The following is a 23,797-nucleotide window of genomic DNA, read 5'->3' on the forward strand; positions in this document are numbered from 1 at the left end:
AATCTGCACAAAGAGCGGTCAGACTCTCGATTAATCGCACGACGCCGCTTCATCTGCGTGCGTGAAAACCCCGAGCAACGATCATCTTCAGGGGTTTTGCCAATGACGACCATTTGTAGGTCATGCCACAGCTTCGCACGAAAGGTCATAGTGGCGGTGATGCTCGTGACCACCGCCGACATCTTCTTCTATTGGGGAGGCTTCGGCGCTGTGCTCGGCGTATTTGCGCTTGCGTGGGTGGCGTCACTTGCATGGGTTCATCCTAAGCTTCGCCAGCACCCGGGACCTCGGATCGCGCTGGGAAGCGCTTTTCTGCTTGGGCTGATCCTGATCGATGATCCCAGCTTTCTTGCGGTGGTTCTGTGCATGATCGCGATCGGAACTGCGGTGCTGTTGCCGCGCCATGTCTATGACGATGCAGTCCGGTGGTTTTTGCGACTGGCGGCGTTCGCCCTGATCGGCGTGGTGAGGCCGTTCGCCGACGCCCGGCGCATCGTCACCCTGCCGACACGCGACGGCGTCACGCTTCGAAATGTTGCAGCAGCACTCGCTCCGGCATTGATCGGCGGGGCCATTTTCATCGCACTGTTTGCGAGCGCCAACCCATTGCTTGCGCGCGCATTCGCGTTTGTCCGCTTGCCCGACAACTGGTCCGTGTTCGCCCATCTGATCTTCTGGAGCTTCATGCTGGCCATCCTCTGGCCGACCTTGCGCCCGCGCTCGATCCGGCTCGGCAGTGCGCGGGAAGCGATCCCCCGCAATGTCCGCGAACTTCCCGTCGGAACGTTGGTGCTCACGCTCGCGACATTCAACGCGCTGTTCGCGATCGAAAACCTGCTCGACATCGTGTTCCTGTGGAGCAATGCGCCGCTTCCCGATGGTGTGACCCTTGCGGACTATGCGCACCGCGGCGCCTATACGCTGATCGCAACCGCTTTGCTCGCGGCGCTGTTCGTGCTGGTCGCGCTTCGCCCCGGCGGCCCTGCGGCTGAAGATAAGCGTGTGCGCACGCTGGTTATTCTGTGGATCGCACAAAATGTGCTGCTCGTCGCATCCAGCGTGCTGCGCCTGTCCGACTATATCCAGGCGTATTCGATGACCGTTTTGCGGCTGTCGGCACTGGCGTGGATGGCACTGGTCGCCGTGGGTCTGATCCTCATATGCTGGCGGCTGGTCACCGGGCGATCAACATCATGGCTGATCAACGCCAACGCTTTGGCAGCGGCACTCGTGCTGCTCGCTGCAAGTGTCGTTGACCTTGGCGCAGTCGCTGCAAGCTGGAACGTTCGCCATGCGCGGGACGCCTCGGACCTCGATCTTTGCTATCTCAACCGGCTGGGCAGCGCTGCGCTCCTGCCGCTGATCGAACTGGAACGCCGCGCCGGAACCGCCGAACTTCGCGACCGGGCAACCTATCTGAGCGATCAGGCGATGAATGACCTGCGCTGGCGTCAGGACGACTGGCGAAACTGGACCTGGCGCGGCGCGCGGCGGCTTTCCCGTGCCGAAACGCTGCTCGGTCCTTCGCCGCGCAAACCGATCGCGGCACCAAATGGCCGGGCGTGCGACGGTGCAATCTATCCGCCGTCAGAACCGGAACCGGCGCCGTCACCACTAGAACCGTTGACGAAAGGGGCCCGGCAATGATCCTGTGCCCCATGCCGCGAACCATCCTTATCGTCGATGACGATCCCCATATCCGTCAGCTCCTGACCTTCGCGCTGGGCAAGGCAGCGTTCGACACGGTCGAAGCAGGCGATGGCGAAGCGGCGCTCGCAAGCGCACAGGCGCACCATCCCGATCTCGTGATCCTCGACATCAACATGCCACGCATGGACGGGCTGGAGGTATGCCGCCGCCTTCGTGCATCGAGCGAGGTGCCGATCCTGTTTCTTTCGTCGCGCGATGACGAGATCGACCGTATCCTCGGTATCGAGCTTGGCGGCGACGATTATGTCGTCAAACCCTTCTCCCCGCGCGAGGTCGTCGCCCGATCGCAAGCAATCCTGCGCCGTGTCGCCGGGCGCCCACCGGCAGCCGATCATTGCCGCAACCATGTGGCGCAGGGGCGGCTGACGCTCGACCTCGACGGCTGGCGCGCGCAGTGGGATGGCGAGGAAGTCGCGCTTACCGTCACTGAATTCACGATCCTGCGCACGCTTGCGTCGATGCCGTCCAAGGTGTTCAGCCGCGATGCGATCATCGACCGACTGCACGGCCCCGGCTTTGCGGTGACCGACCGGACGATCGACAGCCATATTCGCAACCTGCGCGCCAAATTCGCCGCACTGGGATGCGACACCGTGATCGAGACGCGGTCGGGCGTGGGATATGTGCTGGGGTCGTGCGAACGCGCAACGCCATGATCGCTGGCATCAAGGAAGCGATCAAGCGCCGCTGGCCAAGGATGCGGCTGCGCACCATCGTCTTCGCCACTTTGTTCACCGTCGCGGCCCTGCCCGGCATCGCGGCGATGTTCCTTCGCGTCTATGAAAACACGCTGGTTCGCCAGACAGAGGCGGAACTGGTGGCGCAGGGCGCGGCGCTCACAGCGACCGCACAAGCTTTATGGCCCGGCGCGCAGCCTCAGGCGGTCGAGGCGGGCGCGGTGCATCCGGAACCGCCAACCATCGACCTTAGCAGCACGCCGATCCTTCCCGACCGGCCGCCACCTGCAAAGACGGGGCAAAGCCCGGCCCCCAACGCCGTCGCGGCCCTTGCGCGGGTGGCGCCGATCCTTGCCCGCACCAAGCAAACCACCCTTTCCTCGATCCTGCTGCTCGACCGGCAAGGTCGCATCGTTGCCGGCCCGGATCGCGGCAGCAGCTATGCCGCGTTGCCCGAAGTGCGTTCGGCGCTTTCCGGCAAGCCGCGCGCCGTTCTTCGAAGGAACGCTGACTATCGCGCGGTCTATCGCTTCGAATGGCTATCGCGCGCCGCCGCGGTGCGCGGTCGATCATGCGAGGCCGATCGTCGTCAAGGGTCATGTGGTCGGGGTGCTGTTGCTGTCGCGTTCGGCGCGCAGCCTGTTCAAGGGGCTGTACGAGGATCGCGGCAAGATCCTGATCGGCATATTCGGTATCCTCGCGATCCTGATCGTGCTCAGCGGCGTGCTGTCGCGCGGTATCGTCCGGCCGATCGAAGCGCTTGGCCGCGCAACGCGCTCACTAGCAACGGGACGGGGAACCATCCCCGAAACGCCGCAAACGGCAGCTGTGGAAATTCAGGGCCTCTATGCCGATTTCGGCCGCATGGCGACGGCGATCGACCGGCGGTCCCGCTATCTGCGCGACTTCGCCCATGCGATGAGCCACGAATTCAAGACGCCGCTCACCGGCATTCGCGGCGCACTCGAAATCCTGTCCGACCATGCAGATGAGATGTCGGCAGAGGAGCGTCGGCGGTTCCTGAACAATGCCGATGCTGACGCAGCGCGCCTGTCGCTGCTTGTCAGCCGCCTGCTCGATCTCGCGCGCGCCGATATGAGCCCGGTCGATCCAAACGTCGCGACCAACCTTCGCGCTGTCCTCGACCGTCTGGCAGACGCGCACAGCGACGACAGCTTCCGCGTGTTGTTCGACCTGCCCGATGATCTTTGCACCGTCGTCATCCCCGAAGCGTCGCTGGATGCGGTGCTTTCCACCTTTATCGGCAACAGCCGTCAGGCCGGGGCGAGCATGATCCGGTTTGAAGCAACGAACGTGCAAGGCAATCTGGCCTTACGCATTTCCGACAACGGTCCCGGCATTCCTGCCGCCGATCGCGAGCGGATATTCGAACCGTTTTTCACCACGCATCGCGCAATTGGCGGCAGCGGCCTCGGCCTTGCCATCGCCCGCTCGCTGCTGGGAGCGTCCGAGGGCGAGGTTTCGCTCGCCGTGTCGGAAACCGGTGCCGTTTTTGAAGTGAAATTGCCGATTTTCCTTGCCTGACGATTTAAGGCCGTCCGAGAGTCCCCCGGCTCAAGATGGGAACGCCCGGCATTCAAGACGAATGAGATGCGATTCGCCATTTGCTGGTTGCGCGAAATCGGCGCTTTTCGCGAACTAAGCGGCCATTCCCGGGCCCAATTCGACGATCGAAAGCCTCCGTTCGTTCATGCGGCCAATCATGGCGCCTGTTGGTAGACCTTCGCCAGCATGCGGGCGATGAAATGTTGATATTATGTTGATGTGTCACAAAAGATAAACGAGGGGTCTCTATCGGCTTCCCTTAACGCCGCATACGGCGTCGATCGTGCTCATATTGGGGATTTTTTCTGATGATTCGCATTTCGCGACGTTCGTCGCGCGCATCGCTGCGCGCGTTGTTGATGCTTACTTCCGCAATACCCGTGGTTACGATTTCGGCTCCCTATGCCAGCGCACAGGATTACACCAATATCGCAGCGTCCGGTCGCGTTACGAGCGAGAACGGAGCACCGATCGCGGGTGCTACGGTTCAGCTCACCTCATCCGACCGCGGCGTCAGTCGTACAGTGACGACCGACAGCACCGGCGCTTACACCATCCCGCAGCTCGCGCCAGGCAACTACAACTTTGCGGTTTCAGCGCCGGGCTATGCCACCTATTCGGAAGCGGCGATTCCGCTTACCCGCCAGGCTGGCGGCGCGAACAGCTTTCGTCTGGTGTCGGCAGAAGCCACAGCGGGCGATATCGTCGTTACCGGCTCGCGCGAGCGGGTGGCCGACTTTCAGGACACGACGATCGGTAGCACGATCGATATCGGCACGTTGAAAGATCGGGTTCCTATCGGTCGCACCTTGCGCGATGTCATGCTGCTCACCCCAGGCACGGTCCAGGGGTCGTCGTCGAATGCCGGGTTCGCCAATCAGGTATCGATCGCTGGCGCAGCCTTTACCGAAAACGCCTTTTACATCAACGGCCTGAATGTCACCGACTTTGTTTCTGGTGGTCAGCCGACTGAGGTGCCGTTCGATTTCTACCAAAGTGTCGAAGTCAAAACCGGCGGCGCCCCTGCTGAATTCGGACGTGCTACTGGCGGCTATGTCGTTGCCACCACCAAATCCGGTTCGAACGAATATCATGCCAGCGTGACCGGCATCTGGGAGCCTAAGGATCTGCGCGACCATGCGCCGTCGACCCGGACAACCGATTATGCCCATGCCACCGCAAGCCGCGAGGAACTAATCTTTCAGGCGAGCGGGCCGGTCATCAAGGATCATCTGTTCGTATATGGGCTGTACAATCTGCGGGACATCCGTTCGATGACGCCGCAGGCCAATCAGGACAATGCGACAAGCGTGCGCAACGACAGCCCGTTCTGGGGCGGGAAGATCGACGGCTATATTACCGGCGACCATCATTTCGAATTCACTTATTTCGACACCAGTAACGAAACCGAAAATCGCAGCCGCGAGTGGAACCGAGACACCTATAAACTGGGCGAAGTGACCGGCGGAACCAACGCACGCGCGGGCGGTAAGAACTATGTGGGCCGCTACACCGGTACGTTCACACCCTGGCTGACGGTTTCGGGGGCCTATGGCGTCAACAAGCTGCGCTCGGGCAATCTGCCGCTCGATGTCACCAATCCGCAGGTTGTAGATTATCGAACCGACCCGGCGGGCGTTCAGATCGGCCTGAACAAGGTGACGGATGCGTACAGCAAGACCAACAACGAGCGCGAATTCTATCGCTTCGACACGGACCTGCAATTCCACCTTCTGGGCGCACACCATGTGCGCATCGGGTACGATCATGAAAAAGATACGCAGGTGCAAACCTTCGAGACGATCGGCGAAGGTGCGTTCAAAATCTACAATGTGACGCCCGAATCCGCCGAACGGATCGGCCTTCCGGTCGGCACGACCTATTACACGACCCGCGTATATGCTCAGAACGGTACCGCGCACGTCCGCAACGAAGCCTTTTACATTCAGGACCAATGGTCGCTGCTCGACAACCGGCTTCGCCTCGACCTCGGGCTTCGCGACGATCGGTTCAGCAATCAGGGCGTTAACGGCGAATCCTTCTTTGAATCCGGCAATCTGTGGGCACCGCGTCTTGGCGCTGCATTCGATCCCATCGGTGATGGCGGGACCCGTATCTTCGGCTCGTACAGCAAATATTATCTGCCGATGGCAGGCGATATTAACCTGAACGTCGCAGGCAGCCTGGTCACCTACACCCGCTACAACCTGTTCAACGGGGTCAGCGGGGAAGGCAATATACCGAATCCCGGCGATCCCATTTTGTCGGTGGTCAACACCAGGGACTGTCCCGATACCGGCATCGCCAATTGCGAAGTGTCGGCCGACGGATCGCCGTTCAACCCCGATGGTGTCATTGATCGCAACATCAAGCCGCAATCATCCAGCGAGATTATTCTGGGCGTAGAGCGCCAGATTGCTGATAAGGTCCGCATCGGTGCCTCTTTCACGCATCGCCGCCTCGGCAATGTGATCGAGGATATATCGATCGATGCAGGCGCGCGCGCTTATTGCATTGGTCAGGGCTTCACTGCCGAGGCGTGCCAAAGCGCCTATCCCGGCGGCAGCCAGTTTGTCATCGCTAATCCGGGGCGCGATGTCACGGTACAGCTAAATCCATTGCCCGATGGGAGCACACCGACAGCGACGCTGAAGGCCTCGGATTTGCAATATCCCGATCCGAAGCGCAATTACGATGCGCTGACCCTGACGTTCGACCGCAGCTTTGATCAGAAATGGAGCCTGTCGGCATCCTATACGCTCGCCTTTAACAAGGGTAATTATGAAGGCGGCGTGCGATCGGAAAACGGGCAGCTGTCGATCAACCGATCGGCGGATTTCGATTCGCCCGGTTTCGTAAACGGTGCTTATGGCTATCTGCCCAATGATCGCCGCCACAGCTTCCGCGCCTATGGCAGTTATCGCCTGTTCGATGTTCTCGATCTGGGTCTGAACGCATTGGTCCAGTCACCGGCGCATTACAGCTGTATCGGCGCGGTGCCGGTTGATGTCGACGCCTATGCGAATACCTATCACGGCTACGGCTTTTACTGCCAGGGCAAGCTGGTCCCGCGCGGCACGGCCTTCAAGGGCGACTGGCGGACCGAGTTCAACTTCAGCGCCGCAGCGCGGTTGCCGCTCGACTTTGTCGATGCATCGATCCGACTGGACGTATTCAACATCCTGAACAGTCAGGCGGTGACGAACTATAACAATTTTGGAGAGTTAAGCGACGGGTCGACAAACTCCGATTATCGCTCTCCAAATGCATATCAGACGCCGCGCTACGTTCGTCTGACAGCAAGCATCGGCTTTTAATCACTCCTTCGTCGTGCGCCGGGACTTAAATCTGGGGTCCCGGCACATAGCTGCTTGCATAAGGCAGCACCGCTTCGGCATGGGTGCCGAGGAACAGGGAAGGAAAAGATGGATAAGCGGTCAAAGCGCCAACGGGAAATCATGTCGCGTCTGCGCAGCGGCCGGACATTGTCGGTCAATGCGCTGGCCAGCGATCTTTCGGTGTCGGATGAAACAATCCGACGGGAATTGCGCGCGTTAGAAGATCACGGTGCCATCATCCGCGAACATGGCGGCGCCCGGCTTGCCGCACCCACTTTGGAAGGCCCGTTGCTTCAGCGGCTCGGCGAAAATGCCGATGCCAAGCTGCGAATTGCCCGTGCGGCAGCCGAAATGATCCCTGACGGTGCCATTGTGTTCATCGATTCCGGCACGACGAGCCTGTTCATCGCGCGCCAGCTGGTGGAGCGCAAATCGCTTACCGTGATCACAAACTCGCTTGGTGTCGCGAATGATCTTGGAGGGATCAACAACAATCGCCTGTTCCTGGCTGCAGGCCAGATGGATTACGAATATCGAGCATTTTCCGACCATGCCGCACAGGAATATGTTCGCGGCTTCACCCCGCATCTCGCCATTCTTTCGGTCGGCGGGATCAGCACCGATCAGGGGTTGATGGACTTTCACCCCGGCGAAGCGACCATGAGCCGCATCGCCTATGCAACGTCGAAGCGGGTCTTGCTGGGTGCCGATGCGTCGAAATTTGGCCGCTATGCCCTGATCCAGACCGCGCAGCTGAGTGACGTCGATATTCTTGTAACCGACGAACCGCTAACCGACGAATATGCGAGTGCCTTCGCTCATGCAGAAGTGGTCGTGGCCTGACGCGAGCGCAGTGCCGGGACCAGCAAGACACCGGCGCCGAGCGCCACAAATCCGCCGAAGGTCGCCATCATGGCGTGGAACAGCCAGAAGGCAGGCGTCGGCATTCGGTCATAATATACGCCAATCAGGCCGACACAGATATTGGCGAAAAAACCGTGCAGGTAAAACAGCCCGGTCCACCACCCCACCATATTGCGCGGTGCCAGCCCTGCGATCAGGCTGAGCCCGGAAGGCCAGACCAGCACGATCGCGGCATCCACCAAAAGCAGATAGGCAAGCGCCCAGCCGATATGAGTCGCGCCGTCCAGCGCACTCGCGATAGTGAGTACCAGATATCCGGCAGCGCACAGGATGGTACCGACCATGATCTGAACCAGCGGCTCGATGGCCACGCCGCGCCGATCGAACATGCGCAGCAGCGCCTGCCATCCGGCGATCAGGGTCAGCGTCGCAAGTCCGTCGAGCGACAGAAACCAGGCCACCGGCATCCGCCAGCCATGCAGATCGAGGTCGACATGGCGTCGCGCCCAGACCAGAAAGATGTTCCCGATCTGCTCATAAGCGGCGAAGCATAGATAAACCGCCCCCAGCGCCGCAATCAGCAGCGCGGTGTTGATGACGGGGGCGGCGCGGACCGTGGTACCCGGCGTTGAAACGATACGGCCAGCTTGGTCGCGCTCACCATATCGTCCATACAGAACAAGGCCGATCAATACCGCTAACGCCGCAACGCCAATAGCTGCCATGGGCCCCGCATACAGCGCAACCGCGCCGCAGATCAGTGGTCCGCCTATCGCACCCGCATTCAGAAATCCCAGATAGATCGTATAGCCGCGTTGCCGCTCCGCCTCGTCGCTGAACAGCAGACCGATCTGCACGGAAAGATTCCCCTTCATCAGGCCCGTTCCCGCCGCAAATGGAATGAGTCCGATCAGAAAACTGCTCTCCTGGAGCATCATCCCCAGCCCCGCCAGCATCGCGATGCCGCCGAAAAGCACCATCACCCGCCGGTTATCGAGAAGATCACCGAACAGGCCGCCAAGTGGGATGGAAAGATAGATCAGCGCGTTCGCATAGCCGTAAAGCTGAGACGCAAGGCCTGTGGTCGATACCGGGCCGAACAATGACGCGCTGAGCTCGCGCACCATGGCTGCGCCGGCGACATGGCTGAGGTTCCCGGCAAGAACATGGTCGATCAGGATAAGCGCCAGCAGCGACTTCACGCCGTACATGGCGAACCGTTCCCAGAACTCCATCGCCGCGACCGCAAGAAAACGCCGCGAGCGTAGGGGGGAGCGCTTCATCGCAGAGAGAGAATCGGGCGCGGCCATTGCGCGCCGGTGCTATCCCCCTTTCGCAACAGCGAAATGACAATGCTGACGGTCTGGCGGGGCAACCGCGCGCGGCGTCAACAATGTTAGACCGGATGCGGGAATGCCGCCGCTGGCTCGCTGACCCCCGGCTGCCCGTTCTCGATATGGCCTGCAAGGCGAAGCCGCGTGCCGGTATTCCCATCGACCTGAAGATCATACCAGCGATGCCCGGCAACCGTGATCGGGAAGCTCGCACTTGTTGCTGACTCGACACGCTGCTTCAGGACCTTGCCGGTATGGGCGCAATGGACCGAAACCTCGCTCGCCGAGCCGCTTTGGTTACGGAGCCGGAGTACAGCGCTGCGCCCGGAATCGTACCAGATCAGCATAGCCTCGATTCGGCCAGGTCCCGCCTTCCCACGAAAATCGCGCTGAAAACCATTGGGTCCACGCACCACGATCGCATGGGGAGCGTCCTCGCGGAGCGGCCATGCCTCCTCCAGTCGCGATCGTGCCGCCACGGTGAAATAGCGCCAGCCGGGAAAGGCAATTTCGTCCTGAACGCCGAATATCACGCCAACCGGTCCGTCATTGACGAAACGCAGCGTTAATTCGCCCTCGCCCCAGACAGGTTCGACCGAAAAGCGATAGGGAAGCGGGCGCGCAGGCCGGGTGCCATGCTCCTGCTCCGGCACCCCCTCGCTGGTCGCGATGGCGGGCGGCGGCGCGTGTGCACACAACTCCTCAGTTTCCTCGATATAATCGGCAACCGACGGAAGCGCAGCAGCCCAGCGCGTGTCCAACCGCGCTTCATACGGAATATCGAAATCAAATATCGAGGTCAGGTCACCGCACGTCGCGCGTCGCCAGGGAGAAATATTCGGCTCCGCCACGCCGAACCGCTTCTCGAGAAAGCGGAGCACCGATGTGTGGTCGAAAAGTTCCGAATTCACCCACCCGCCCCGCGTCCAGGGCGAGATCACGATCATGGGCACGCGGGGGCCAAGGCCGACCGGTTCGCCCTGATAGGTTTCGCTGCGAACGTCGACATTGCTCGCACCATATTGCGGCGAAATCCCCGGCATCGGAGCCGGGACATGGTCGAAAAACCCGTCATTCTCATCATAATTGAGGATGAACGCGGTCTTCGCCCAGACTTTAGGATTAGCGGCAAGCGCAGCGACGAGGCGACCGATCATCACTTCGCCGAACGGAACGGGCGCATCGGGATGCTCGCTCATCTGCATCATGGGCACGATCCACGACACCTGAGGAAGGCGATCGGCGGCCACATCTTCGGCGAACGCGGCAATCAGATGGCGGGCCTGCGTCTTTTCGGGATCTTCGGGGCGTTTTCCGTCGATCCAATCGACATATGCGCGACCACGCTTGTAGCGCGATGAATCGCGGTCGAGCTTGCGAAATTCGCTGAAATAGCCGAGCGGGTTGTCCGAATAGTTGGCCAGTTCCTGATAGACACGCCAGGATATACCGGCCTCTTCCAGCCTTCCGGCATAGGTACGCCAGGGCAGTCCTTCGCTATCGTCGTCCAGCGCCATATCGGCGCCCGGATTGGGATCGCTGCCGCCGTTGGTGACGCAATATTCGCCTTCCAGCCCAACACTCAGGCCGTTGGTGCCGGTGAAATGATACAGGCGGTTGGGCCCGGTCGGACCCTGTAGCGAGCAATGATAGGAATCGCAGATCGTAAACTGATCGGCGAGTGCGTAGTAATAAGGAAGGTCCGCCCGCGTCAGATGTCCCATCGTAAGCGGCCCCTTTTGCGCCGCCCAGCAATCCCAGTTGCGCCAGCGCGCCTGACTGTCCTTCCAGCTATGGTCAAGCCCAGTGAAACAACGCGCATTGCTGTGGTTGTAATCCAGCCGAAACGGCCATGCGACCTGTCCGCCATCGCGATCGGCACGGCGCTGCCCCCATACCGTTCGCCCCGTAGGCAACATGATCGGTCGTGGGTCACCAAAGCCACGAACCCCGCGCAACGCACCGAAGTAATGATCGAACGAACGATTCTCCTGCATCAGGATCACAACATGTTCGATATCTTGAATCGAGCCGCGCTGTGATGGATGCGCAAACGCGCTCGTCGTTCCGCCCTGAGTGGCAACCATTGCGGAGGCGCTTGCAAGGAAAGTTCGTCGATCTACGCTCATGTCCGCCCAATCATCCTGTGATGATCGCACGGCTAAGCCTGAAATGTTCAGAATCCGTGACAGGACGAAAAATCATACGTTATTTTGACGGAATCGGTCATTTTGCACACAGTTGATTAAATCAGAGTACGTTTCGCCGTAAGGTCGCAACATTGGCGATGTCGGCGACGGTGCATTGTCAGCACTTCACGGAAGGCCTGAACGTTTTGCAGAATTGAAAGCTGCCGCTCCATATAGCCGACCGCTCGGTCATTCCCTGATCAATTTTCAGTTGCATGAATGTAGGGCAGCTTAAGACAATCTGGTGATTGGCTCGAAATTGGTCTGGCCCCAGTGGCCGGCATGGGCAGTGACCAACCGGTTGACGAGCCATCGGCCAGGGCGCGACGGAACCAGTCGGCATCATAGCTCCGGTCGGCGAGCAATGCCCTGGCCTTGGGGAAGGCATCAATCATCAGCGCCGCCCTTTTGTAGTCGCTCATCTGCCCTTCGCTGAGCAGCATGGTCAACGGGCGGCCTTGGCCGTCGCAGACGGCGTGGAGCTTGGAGTTCAACCCGCCTTTGGTGCGCCCGATACTTCGGGGTAGAGCCCCTTTTTTAGCAGGCTCGCCGCCGTCCGGTGCGCCTTGAGATGGGTGGCATCGACCATCAGTCGGTCCGGCTTCCCGCCCTTGGCAGCGAGCTCGGCGAAGATGCGGTTGAACACACCCAGGCGGCTCCAGCGGATGAAGCGATTGTAGATCGTTTTGTGCGGACCATAGGCGGCCGGCGCATCGCGCCAGCGCAGCCCGTCCCTGATCACGAAAATGATGCCGCTCACGATCCGGCGATCATCGACCCGCGGGATGCCGTGCGACAACGGGAAATAGGGCTCGATCCGACGCATCTGCGCCTCGCTCAGCAACCAGACTTCGGACAACAGCAGCGCCTCCTCGCGCCGTAATTGACTCAACCAATCGCCTCTCGTGGAAGCGATTTAATCGGTCCGGAGCCTAGAAGTCACCTTGTGCAGTGCAGAACCCAGCGCCTTGGCAAAAGGTGTTGAGCTCGGTTGGTTACGGCAAAAATAATTAGCCCTTGGCGGTCAGGCGAGAGCGTGCCAGAAAGGCCGTGTTACGTGACACAAGAGTGGCACAAAACGCGATAATGACATGCAGTTAACACGCTGACATTGCATAGATTATCTTGCGGCTTACCCCTCCCGTAGGGGTCACCATTTTCGAGCCTTTTTGGCCGAATTTGGCGGATTTAGGTCCATTCTATCGACGCTCAGCCCACCCGCGCTCGAAGCGCACGGCTCAGGGTATAGCGGGTGAGCGACAGGCCGAACTCGGCCCACACCCGTTGCGTCAGGTCGATCAACCGCCAGCGCACCACACCCTGCACCTCCGCGATCGGCCCTGCCCCGAGCTGATCGACGAGCTGAGCGCGCTGTTCGTCGTTCAGGATCAGGGCGATCGCCATCAGGCGCCGAACCTGATCGCCATCGGCGCATCGCCGCTTCATCCCGCCCAACTGCGCCGCCGCGATATGCCTTCGAACCTCGATCGCCGCTGCCATCGCGAGCCTCCTTCCGCTCGCGCCAGCGAACCGTGAGTCAGACTTCGCGCTCCTTTGTATAACAAACCAGTCGGGCCACTCGGCAGGAGCAAATCAGCTGGTCGTGGCGCCAGCGGTCCGAGGGACATTCCTCTGAGCCGATTGCAGGAAAGAGACCGACGCACGTGATATTGCGCGCCAGATGCTGAACCGCGGCTTCCTCGTGGTGCCCGGCCCGCACTTTTGCTCTCCAGGAAGCACATCCTCAAAAATGCGCTTCATGCGTATGCGGAAATACTCGGCGACGCGTCAGCTTAACCGGTCAGACCGGACACTGGACGATCGGGTCGACGACGGGCTTTTTCAATTCCAGGGTAACTACTCTGGCAATGTTTTCTCCGGACCTGACGCGCTCGTTCTGAAATGGCCGGAACCGACGATCCACTAACGCTTAAATAAATTTGCATTATGATTAAGCTAAGTAATTGTTTTCGAAAACGAAACATTTGCAACGTCTTAATAAGCCCGTCAGTTTTCTCTCCATTAACAGTCGCGTACCGTGATCGTCGGTTTATCGATGCCACAGCGTCCCTGCTGCTTCGTACCTGACGAGCCCGGTTCACGGGATCGAAAAGGGGAAGACAATGCCTGCGGACATCATCCTGAAATCGAACGGCGCCGAACAGCAAGTACCGATCGATGCCATCGATCTCGACGCACCTAGCATCGTTCGCCTCGACATTCCCCGCACGGCAGTAGAGGGGATGCAGCGTCAGGGTGATGATCTGATTGTCCAGCTGAAGGACGGCGACACGATCCGGATCGCCGATTTTTTCAATACGCCGGGTGAGCTTGCCAACGATCTGGTATTTGAGGAGCAGGACGGCACGCAATGGCTTGCCGCTACGGAAGGCGGAACGCCGCGCTATACGCTGCTCAACGATCTCGACGAACTGATGACCGCGACGAGCGCAGCGAGCGGCGGATCGTCGCTGCTGGTGCCCGGTATCATCGGCGGCGTAGCGGGGATCGGCGGGATCGCGGCGGCGGCTTCCGGCGGCGGCAATGACGATAATACGGGCGCCGGCACCGACGGCGACGCCGGGGACGGCGGAACCGTCGGCGGCGCGGATGGCGATGACGACACCGTCGCGCCGGCGGCTCCGACCGGAACGATCAACGGCGACGGATCGAGCATTTCCGGAACGGGTGAACCCGGCGCAGTGATCCGGGTAACCGACCCTGACGGAACCGTGATCGGGACAGCAACCGTCGCTGCCGATGGCACCTATACGGTTTCCCTGAACCCTCCACAGGTCGATGGTGAAACGCTCGCCGTCTCGCAAAGCGATGCAGCGGGCAATGTCTCGGATGCACTCGCGCTCGCCGCCCCTGATCTGACCGCACCCGATGCGCCCGATGCCACGGTCGTGGCGAACGGCAGTGCCGTTACCGGCACGGGCGAACCCGGTGCCACCGTCGAGATACGCGACGGCAACGGCACGGTGATCGGTACCGCCGTGGTCGCGGCCGATGGCAGCTTTACCGTGCCGCTCGATCCGCCACTTACCAATGGCGAAACGCTGAGCGTCGTGCAGAGCGATGCGGCGGGGAATGTGTCCGCTGCCGTGACCGCCGTCGCGCCGGACACCACCGCGCCTGACGCGCCCGAAGCAAGCATTGCGCCCGACGGCAGCGCGGTTACGGGTACCGGTGAACCCGGCGCGACTGTGACCGTCACCGATGCCGACGGCAATCCGATCGGCAGCGCTACGGTAGGCAGCGACGGAACCTATACCCTCACCCTCTCCCCGCCCGTAGCGAATGGCGAGACGATCGGCATCGTGCAGACCGATTCAGCAGGCAACAGCTCGCCTGCGGTCAATCTTGCGGCCCCGGATGTCACCGCCCCCGAGGCACCCGATGCTACGGTTGCGACCGACGGCAGCGCCGTTACGGGTACGGGCGAACCCGGCGCCACCGTCGAAATACGCGACAGCAACGGCACGGTGATTGGTACCGCCGTGGTCGCGGCCGATGGCAGCTTCACCGTGCCGCTCGATCCGCCACTTACCAATGGCGAAACGCTGAGCGTCGTGCAGAGCGATGCGGCGGGGAATGTGTCCGCTGCCTCCAGTGCCGTCGCGCCGGACACCACCGCACCCGACGCGCCGGAGGCAAGCGTTGCGCCCGACGGCAGCGCGGTTACGGGTACCGGTGAACCCGGCGCGACCGTGACGGTGACCGATGCCGACGGCAATCCGCTCGGCAGCGCTACGGTAGGCGGCGACGGCACCTATACCCTCACCCTTTCCCCGCCCGTAGCGAATGGCGAAACGATCGGCGTCGTGCAGACCGATTCAGCAGGCAACAGCTCGCCTGCGGTCAACCTTGTGGCCCCGGATGTCACCGCCCCCGCGACGCCCGATGCGATCATTTCCGCCGATGGCGGCGAGATCAGCGGCACGGGCGAACCCGGCGCGCGGATCACGATTCGCGGCCCCGACGGCGCTGCGATCGGTACGGCCATCGTCGGGGGTGACGGCACCTATAGCGCCGACCTGACCCCGGCTCAGCGCAACGGCGAGGCACTTCAGGTCACCCAGACCGACTCTGCGGGCAACAGCTCCGCTGCGATCGACGTGACCGCGCCAGACCTTACCGCACCGGACGCGCCGATCGCGACCGTTGGCGATGACGGCACCGTCGTCACCGGCACCGGCGAACCCGGTGCCACAATAACCGTCACCGATCCTGACGGCACTGCCATCGGGTCAGCGATTGTCGGAGCCGATGGCGCGTTCAGCGTGGCGCTTTCGCCCGCGCAGATTGCCAGCGAGACGCTCGGCATCACGCAGAGCGATGCGGCAGGCAATGTCTCGCCGCCCGCCAGTGCCATCGCACCCGATTTGACCGCGCCCGATGCCCCGACCGCCACGGTCAGCAATGATGGTACGGTCGTGACCGGCACCGGCGAGGCAGGCGCGACGATCACGATCAGCGATCCTGCGGGCGTGCCGATCGGTACCGCCATTGTCGGGTCGGACGGCAGCTATAGCGCCACGCTTCGCACCGCCCAGACCAATGGCGAAGCGCTGAGCGTCGTGCAGAGCGATGCTGCGGGCAATGTCTCGCCATCGACGCTCGCCAGTGCGCCCGATCTGGTCACGCCCCCCGCGCCCGACGCATCGGTATCGCCTGACGGGGCGTTGATCAGCGGCAGCGGCGAACCCGGCGCCACGATCACCGTTCGCGATTCCGGCGGTACGGTCCTTGCCACCGGTGCGGCAGGCCCGGAGGGCGAGTTCAGCATCGCGCTGTCCCCGCCGCAGATCACCGGCATTTCGCTCTCCGTCACCCAGAGCGATGGCGCCGGCAATATATCCCCGGCAACTTCCGCCCCGACGCCCGACCTTACCGCCCCTGATGCACCCGCAGCGACGATCAATGCGAGCGGCGACACGATTACCGGCACCGGTGAAGCGGGCGCAACGGTTCGCGTTACCGATGCCGACGGCAAGGTCATCGGCACTGCTATGATCGACCCGGACGGCAATTACAGCGTCGCGCTGGTCCCCGCCGAAACCGATGGCGAAGCGCTCGGCGTGACGCAGCGCGATGCGGCGGGCAATGCGTCTGCACCGACGTCCCTGACCGCGCCGGACCTGAGTGCGCCCGATGCCCCCGCCGCAAGCGTTACTGCCGATGGCAGCGCAGTCACCGGCACCGGTGAGCCGGGAACCGAAGTTCGCGTGACCGGTTCCGGCGGCACGCTGCTGGGCACCGGTCAGGTCAATGGCGACGGGAGCTATAGCGTCACTTTGTCCCCGGCGCAGAGTGACGGCGAAACGGTGCGCGTGACGCTGACCGATGCGGGCGGCAATGTATCGCCCGCGACCAGTGCACTCGCCCCCGATCTGACCGCGCCCGATGCACCGACCGCGATCATTGCGGCCGACGGCAGCCAGGTCACCGGCACCGGCGACCCCGGCGCATCGATCACCGTCACCGATCCCGACGGGACGGTGCTGGGCACCGCGATCGTCGGAAGCGACGGGAGCTATACCGCCGATCTGACGCCCGATCAGCGCAATGGCGAACTGCTTCAGGTGACGCAGGCCGACGATGCCGGGAACGATTCGCCCGCAATCGCGGTGACGGCACCCGACCTTACCGCTCCCGATATTCCGACCGCCAGTGTTTCGGGCGACGGATCGAGCGTCACCGGAAGCGGGGAAGCGGGCGCGACCGTGCGGATCTTCGATGCCGACGGCAATCAGATCGGCGCGGCGCAGGTGGGAGCGGACGGCAATTACACGGCACCGCTGACCCCGGCACAGGTGGACGGCGAAACGCTCGGCATTACGCAAAGCGATGCAGCGGGCAATATCTCGCCTCAGGCAAGCGCCGAGGCGCCCGATCTGACCGCGCCCGATGCGCCGACAGCTGTTATCGACGCCACCGGAACGATGGTGACGGGCACCGGCGAAGCAGGCGCGACGATCACGGTTCGCGGGCCGGACAACAGCATTATCGGCACCGCCACCGTCGACGCGGCGGGCGATTATGCCGCGATGCTGACCCCGGCACAGGTGGATAGCGAAACCGTGACGGTATCGCAGACCGATATTGCCGGGAACCTCTCCGACACGATCGCGCTGACCGCCCCCGATCTGACCGCACCCGATGCTCCGGACGCGGCGGTTTCGGGCGACGGCGCGGCAATTATCGGGACCGGCGAACCGGGGACTGATGTGACGATCACCGACCCGCTGGGCCGGACGGTCGGAACGGGCACGGTGGGGATCGACGGCAATTATGCGGTCAGCATCACCCCGGTGCAGACCAATGGCGAAACGCTGCGCGTCACGCTGACCGACGCCGCTGGCAATGTGTCGCCCGCTACCGCCGCGGCGGCGCCCGATCTGGTGTTGAACGACACGCCGGACGCCCCCACCGCCGCCGTAGGTCCGAACGGAGAGACGGTGACCGGCACCGGCGAGGTCGGAGCGAGCGTCACCGTGACCGATCCGGACGGCGTGATGATCGGCAGCGGCCTGGTCGGCAGTGACGGCAATTATGCGATCACGCTCGATACGCCGCAGCGCGACGGCGAAGTGCTGAGCGTCGCACAGGCGCGGCCCGGCGGCCCGAACTCCGCCCCCGCCGTTGCGATCGCCCCCGACCTGACCGCGCCGGACGCGCCGGTCGCGACGCTCGATGCGACCGGAACGATCGTTACCGGCACCGGCGAGCCCGGAGCCACGGTGGAGATCCGCACCGCCGGCGGAACGCTGATCGGCACGGGCACGGTGGAAGAAAACGGCAATTACGCTCTCGCCCTTTCCACGGCGCAGACGAATGGCGAGACGCTGTCGATCGTGCAGATCGATGCTGCTGGCAATGTCTCTCCGCAGGCGGTGCTCACCGCACCCGATCTGACGGCGCCCGATGCGCCGGGTCTTGCGGTGGGTCCCGACGGAACCACGGTCACCGGCACTGGCGAGGCGGGAGCGACCGTCACGGTGCGCGATACCGACGGTACGGTGATCGGCACCGCACTGGTCGGCGGCGACGGAACGTACAGCGCAGCGCTTGCCGACGCGCAGACCAATGGCGAAACGCTGACGGCTACCCAGACCGACGATGCGGGCAATGTCTCGCCCCAGACCTCCGCAACGGCACCCGACCTCACCGCGCCGGCAGCGCCGGACGCGTCGGTATCGCCGGACGGAACGCTGATCGCCGGATCGGGCGAGGCGGGCGCGGCAATCACGGTTCGCGATTCGGGCGGCACGATCATCGCCACCGGAACCGTCGGCCCTGACGGTCAGTACAGCATCCCCCTCTCCCCACCTCAGGTGAGCGGCGATCCGGTGAGCGTGACTCAGACCGATGGCGGCGGCAATGTTTCGCCCGCCACTGCCGCGCTCACCCCCGATCTGACTGCCCCCGATGCGCCGGTTGCGACGATCGACGCGGCGGGCGATACGATTACCGGCACGGGTGAGCCCGGTGCGACTGTGCGCGTCACCGACGCGAACGGCGTTCCGATCGGCACCGCCACCATCGGCGGCGACGGCACTTACAGCGTCACCCTCTCCCCGGCACAGCAGGACGGCGAAGCGCTGAGCATCACCCAGCGCGACAATGCCGGGAATCTGTCGGCGGCGACCCCGGTCACCGCGCCCGACAGTACCGCGCCGCAGCCGCCGACTGCGACGATCACCGGTGACGGCGATTCGGTCAGCGGCACCGGCGAACCGGGCGCACGCATTACGATCACTGATCCGCAAGGCAATCCAATCGGTTCGTCGATCGTGCTGGAGGACGGCACCTATAGCGCGACGCTCACCCCGCCACAGATCGATGGCGAGACGCTTGCCGTGACTCAGGCCGACGGCGCGGGCAATGTTTCGGGGGCAAGGGCAGTGCTCGCGCCCGATCTGACCGCTCCCGATGCGCCAGAGGCAACGATCGCGGCGGACGGTACGGCGGTTACCGGAACCGGCGAGCCCGGTACCGAAGTGCGCATCACCGATAATGACGGCAATCTGCTGGGCACCGGCATGGTCGGCGGCGACGGCAGCTATAGCGTGCCGCTAAGCCCCGTGCAGGATAATGGCGGAACGGTCAGCGTCACGCTGATCGATGCGGGCGGCAATGTTTCGCCCGCCGTGACGGTCGCTGCCCCCGATCTGGTCGCGCCGGACGCCCCCGCCGCAACCGTTTCAACGGACGGAAGCGAGGTCACCGGCACCGGTGAACCGGGCGCGATGATCCGCATCACCGATCCCGACGGTATGATCATCGGCATGGCGACGGTCGGCGCCGATGGTCGCTATACTGCCGAACTCACCACCGCCCAGACCGATGGCGAAGTGCTTCAGGTGGTTCAGACCGATGCGGGCGGCAATATGTCACCGGCGGTCAATTCTGCCGCGCCGGACCTCACCGCCCCCGATGCGCCCGTCGCAACGATTTCGGGTGACGGCACGCTGGTAACCGGGACGGGCGAAGCGGGCGCGATGGTGCGCGTGCTCGACGGGGACGGCAATGTCATCGGGTCCGCCATGGTCGGCAGCGACGGCAATTTCAGCGCCCCGCTCAGCGTGGCGCAAACCGATGGCGAGCTGCTGAACGTCCGGCAGAGCGACGCGGCTGGCAATGTCTCGGGCACCACGGCGCTGACCGCGCCCGATCTCACCGCGCCTCCCGCTCCGGTCGCGACCGTCGCTCCCGACGGCACGACCGTGACCGGTACCGGCGAAGCGGGCGCAACCGTTACCGTGACCGATGCGGACGGCAATACGCTGGGTTCGGCGCTGGTCGACAGCAACGGCACCTACACCGTGCCGCTGACCCCGGCTCAGGCGAACGGTGAAATGCTGAGCGTCGTGCAGAGCGACCCGGCGGGCAATGTCTCGCCCGACACGGTCGCCGTCGCGCCCGACATCACCGCTCCGGCGGCGCCGACCGCAGCGATCGACGGCAATGGCGCAGTCGTTTCGGGAACCGGTGAGCCGGGTGCCACGATCCGCGTCTTCGATCCCGACGACCGGCTGATCGGCTCCGGTCAGGTCGATGCGAACGGCACATACAGCGTGACGCTGACCCTTGCGCAGCGCAATGGCGAGCAGCTCGACGTGGTTCAGGCGGATGCTTCGGACAACGTCTCCGGCGCGGCCGATGTCATCGCGCCCGATCTGACGGCGCCCGCTGCTCCCACCGGAACCGTGGCGGCCGACGGTGCATCGGTCACCGGCACCGGCGAGGCGGGCGCGACCGTTACGGTCAGCGCAGCCGACGGCACCGTCCTCGGCACCGCGCAGGTCGGGGCGGATGGCAGCTATACCGCGCAGATCAGCCCGCCCCAGGTCGATGGCGAAGCGCTTGATCTGTTTCAGACCGATGCGGCGGGCAATGTCTCGCCCGACCGGAACGTGACCGCACCCGATTATACCGGTCCGCCCGCCCCCACGGCAGTGGTTGCAGGCGACGGCAATTCGGTCAGCGGAACGGGCGAGGCAGGTGCGACCATTTCCGTCACTGATCCGGAAGGCGTTGCGCTGGGTTCGACCACCGTGGCGGCGAACGGCACCTATACGGTCGCGCTTTCCGAGGCACAGCTCGACGGCGAGCGGCTGACCGTCAGCCAGACCGATACCGGCGGCAACGCTTCGCCCCCGGTCACCGCGATCGCCCCCGATCTTACTGCGCCTGATGCACCGATCGCCACCGTTGGAGCGAACGGGCTTACGGTTACCGGCACGGGTGAGGCGGGCGCGACCGTCACTGTACGCGATCCCGATGGCAATCCGATCGGCACTGCATTGGTGCAGCCGAACGGCAGCTACACCGTCTCCTTGAGCAGCGCACAGGCCAATGGCGAGCTGCTGACGGTGACTCAGGCCGATCCGGCGGGCAATGTCTCGCCCGTCACCAATGCACCCGCACCGGACATCACCGCGCCGGATGCCGCCGATAATCTCGCAGTTGCCGATGACGGCACGACGCTGACCGGCACGGGCGAGGCAGGCGCCTCGGTTGAAGTCACCGATGCGCTGGGCGAAGTGATCGGCGTCGGCACCGTCGGCACGGACGGCAGCTTTGCCGTCACGCTGATACCGCCGCAGACTGCCGGCGAAACGCTGAATGTCCTGCTGACCGATCCTGCCGGCAATGAATCGGGCGTGGCGATGGTATCGGCGCCCTATGACATCACCGCCTTCGATAACGTGGCCACCGCCGGGATCGACCTGACCCCGGAAACGAGCAATGTGACGGTCGGAAGCGCCAATTATCTCGCGCTCGTATCGCTTGGCGTGGTCAACCTTCAGGCGGAGGTGCTTTCGGTCCCCAATGTCCGGTTTACGGTCGAGCCAGGCCATACGCTCGATGCCAGCTTCACCTATGACGCGCTTGCCAATATCGGCGTAGCCGCCGGCTACAGCGTGGTGGTTCAGCAATGGAACGGCACGCAGTGGGTCGGCCTTGACGGACAGGGAAGCAGTTCGCTGCTCGAACTCGGCCTGCTGAACGGCGATCTCGTCGCGGGGGCGCAGCTCAATGCGGGCACCTATCGGGCATTTCTGACCTTCGACGGTGCAGCGGGCGTCGGCCTGCTCGGCGATCTCGACGTTGCGGGAGTGGATGCGGATTATACCGCGATCGGCGGGGCGGACCCGCAGGCGACGAGCGGCAATGTCATCACTGATCCCGGACCGGGCGGCGAGCTCGATTTCGTCAGCCCCGATACGGTGGTGCAAAGCGTCACGGTCAACGGAACGGTGGTCGCGGTCAATGCGGACGGCACCATTGTCGACGGCCAGTACGGCACGCTCATCATCAATCTCGACGGCAGCTATAGCTATACGCCCGATGCCGACCCGAATGCTATCGGCAGGACCGACAGCTTTACCTATACGCTGATCGATCGGGCCGATGGCGAGACCGAAAGCGCGACCCTGGCCGTAACCATCGGCAGCGACGATGTAACGGCAATGCCGGTCGCCACCGACGATATGGCCATGGTCACCGCGAATTACGACAATGTGGTCGAAACCGTCGCGCCGATGACCGAATTCACGTTCAATACACCCGGCACGTTGATCGGTTCGGTGACCCGGTCGGGCAATGACGGCTTTACGGTCGCGGCCGACACCGTAAGCGATGTAACCATCACCGCGATCCGCGGCGGCATATTGTCGCTGCTGCCCAGTTACACGATCACGGTCCGCGAAGCCGATGGCGATGTCGTCCGTTCGGTGACTCAGACTGCCGTGGCGGGGCTGCCGCTCGGTTCGGGCGTATCGGTGACGATCGAGGATCTTGGACCCGGCAATTACACCTATACCGTGTCCAGCACCAATAATGTCGGAACCGGCTATGGCACGACGGTCTATCTGGGGGAGACGGTCACCCATCTCGACCAGTATGACTTTACCGGAGCGACCAGCGCTGACGGCAATGTGCTGGGCAATGACGCGCCGGGCACCGACTTCGTGACGCTGCGCATCGATACCGGCACCGGGTTCGAAGATGTCGGCGATGCGGGCCGTACGATCACCGGGCAATATGGCACGCTGACCATCGACGATGCCGGGACCTATCACTACGAAGTGACGCCCGGCCTTGCCCATTCGTCGACCGATCTGGTGGACAGCTTCACCTATCAGATCGTGCAGCCCGGCGGGACAAGCGTGACCGCATCGCTGGACATCACGATCGACAGTGACACGCCCCAAAGTGGAGCGGTCGCCATGACGACCGAAAGCCTCAATTTCGACCAACTCCAATATGATAACGGTATGGCCGAGGTATCGCTTGCTGACCTGTTCGGTCAAAGCAATGAGGGCGATGCGCTATTGTCTCATTACCTCGATTCACTGGATGTCGATAGTGTAACGACCGGCGCTGCAGTAACGCAAAGCAGCGACTCCGATCTGAGCGCCACCAGCGATATGTCCGCCGATCCGCTCGACTATCTCGACACCATGACGGTTAACGACGACCAGCATCTGGTTTCTCACCATCAATTCTGACCGGCAAGATCAATAGGACTGATATGGATCAACTTTAGGACGAAATTCTTGCATTTTAATAGATTCTTAGCTTCTCTGCCATCCCATTGGGAAAAA

Annotated in this window: 9 protein-coding genes and 1 pseudogene; 6 read left to right on the plus strand and 4 right to left on the minus strand. The window is 62.9% G+C overall.

Annotated elements, in window-relative coordinates; all coding sequences use genetic code 11:
* Positions 1–159: 159 nt before the first annotated feature.
* From EV664_RS02910 to EV664_RS02930, 5 genes are all read left to right on the plus strand, one after another.
* On the plus strand, positions 160–1,647 hold the full coding sequence (locus EV664_RS02910; RefSeq protein WP_229668075.1) for a DUF4153 domain-containing protein: 1,488 nt from the start codon (positions 160–162) through the stop codon (positions 1,645–1,647).
* Positions 1,644–2,366, plus strand: coding sequence for a response regulator transcription factor (locus tag EV664_RS02915; RefSeq protein WP_133494136.1), 723 nt, complete (start codon positions 1,644–1,646; stop codon positions 2,364–2,366). The genes EV664_RS02910 and EV664_RS02915 overlap by 4 nt, the downstream gene beginning before the upstream one ends.
* 462 nt (positions 2,367–2,828) lie before the next feature.
* On the plus strand, positions 2,829–3,932 hold the full coding sequence (locus EV664_RS02920) for a sensor histidine kinase (protein WP_229668053.1): 1,104 nt from the start codon (positions 2,829–2,831) through the stop codon (positions 3,930–3,932).
* Between the two features lie 401 nt (positions 3,933–4,333).
* Positions 4,334–7,270 (plus strand): TonB-dependent receptor, encoded by a 2,937-nt coding sequence (locus tag EV664_RS02925; RefSeq protein WP_229668054.1) that lies wholly within the window; start codon positions 4,334–4,336, stop codon positions 7,268–7,270.
* 108 nt (positions 7,271–7,378) lie between these two features.
* Positions 7,379–8,134, plus strand: a complete 756-nt coding sequence (locus EV664_RS02930) for a DeoR/GlpR family DNA-binding transcription regulator (protein ID WP_268237611.1) — start codon at positions 7,379–7,381, stop codon at positions 8,132–8,134.
* Here EV664_RS02930 and EV664_RS02935 read toward each other — a convergent pair.
* The 4 genes and pseudogenes from EV664_RS02935 to EV664_RS02955 form a co-directional block, all read right to left on the minus strand.
* On the minus strand, positions 8,110–9,390 hold the full coding sequence (locus EV664_RS02935) for a POT-type proton-dependent oligopeptide transporter (RefSeq protein WP_229668055.1): 1,281 nt from the start codon (positions 9,388–9,390) through the stop codon (positions 8,110–8,112). The two genes, EV664_RS02930 and EV664_RS02935, sit on opposite strands and share 25 nt — an antisense overlap.
* 161 nt (positions 9,391–9,551) lie before the next feature.
* Positions 9,552–11,618 (minus strand): phosphocholine-specific phospholipase C, encoded by a 2,067-nt coding sequence (locus tag EV664_RS02940; RefSeq protein WP_133494140.1) that lies wholly within the window; start codon positions 11,616–11,618, stop codon positions 9,552–9,554.
* Between the two features lie 371 nt (positions 11,619–11,989).
* Positions 11,990–12,537 (minus strand): annotated as a pseudogene (locus EV664_RS02950) (IS5 family transposase); the annotation flags it as partial.
* 350 nt (positions 12,538–12,887) lie between these two features.
* A complete protein-coding gene (locus EV664_RS02955) occupies positions 12,888–13,178 on the minus strand; it encodes a hypothetical protein (protein ID WP_133494143.1) in 291 nt (96 codons plus the stop codon).
* Between the two features lie 623 nt (positions 13,179–13,801).
* On the opposite strand from EV664_RS02955, the gene EV664_RS02960 reads away from it, so the two are divergent.
* Entirely contained in the window at positions 13,802–23,701 is a 9,900-nt protein-coding gene (locus tag EV664_RS02960; RefSeq protein ID WP_133494144.1) for a BapA/Bap/LapF family large adhesin, read from the plus strand.
* Positions 23,702–23,797: the final 96 nt, after the last annotated feature.

Source organism: Stakelama pacifica, assembly GCF_004361835.1.
GTDB lineage: Bacteria > Pseudomonadota > Alphaproteobacteria > Sphingomonadales > Sphingomonadaceae > Sphingomonas > Sphingomonas pacifica.

Excerpts from the sequence above, each read along its gene's own strand:
- EV664_RS02915 (WP_133494136.1), top strand. The coding sequence starts at position 1,644 with ATGATCCTGTGCCCCATGCCGCGAACCATCCTTATCGTCGATGACGAT.
- EV664_RS02940 (WP_133494140.1), bottom strand. The coding sequence starts at position 11,618 with ATGAGCGTAGATCGACGAACTTTCCTTGCAAGCGCCTCCGCAATGGTT.
- EV664_RS02935 (WP_229668055.1), bottom strand. The coding sequence starts at position 9,390 with ATGGAGTTCTGGGAACGGTTCGCCATGTACGGCGTGAAGTCGCTGCTG.
- EV664_RS02930 (WP_268237611.1), top strand. The coding sequence starts at position 7,379 with ATGGATAAGCGGTCAAAGCGCCAACGGGAAATCATGTCGCGTCTGCGC.
- EV664_RS02955 (WP_133494143.1), bottom strand. The coding sequence starts at position 13,178 with ATGGCAGCGGCGATCGAGGTTCGAAGGCATATCGCGGCGGCGCAGTTG.
- EV664_RS02910 (WP_229668075.1), top strand. The coding sequence starts at position 160 with ATGCTCGTGACCACCGCCGACATCTTCTTCTATTGGGGAGGCTTCGGC.
- EV664_RS02920 (WP_229668053.1), top strand. The coding sequence starts at position 2,829 with ATGCCGCGTTGCCCGAAGTGCGTTCGGCGCTTTCCGGCAAGCCGCGCG.
- EV664_RS02960 (WP_133494144.1), top strand. The coding sequence starts at position 13,802 with ATGCCTGCGGACATCATCCTGAAATCGAACGGCGCCGAACAGCAAGTA.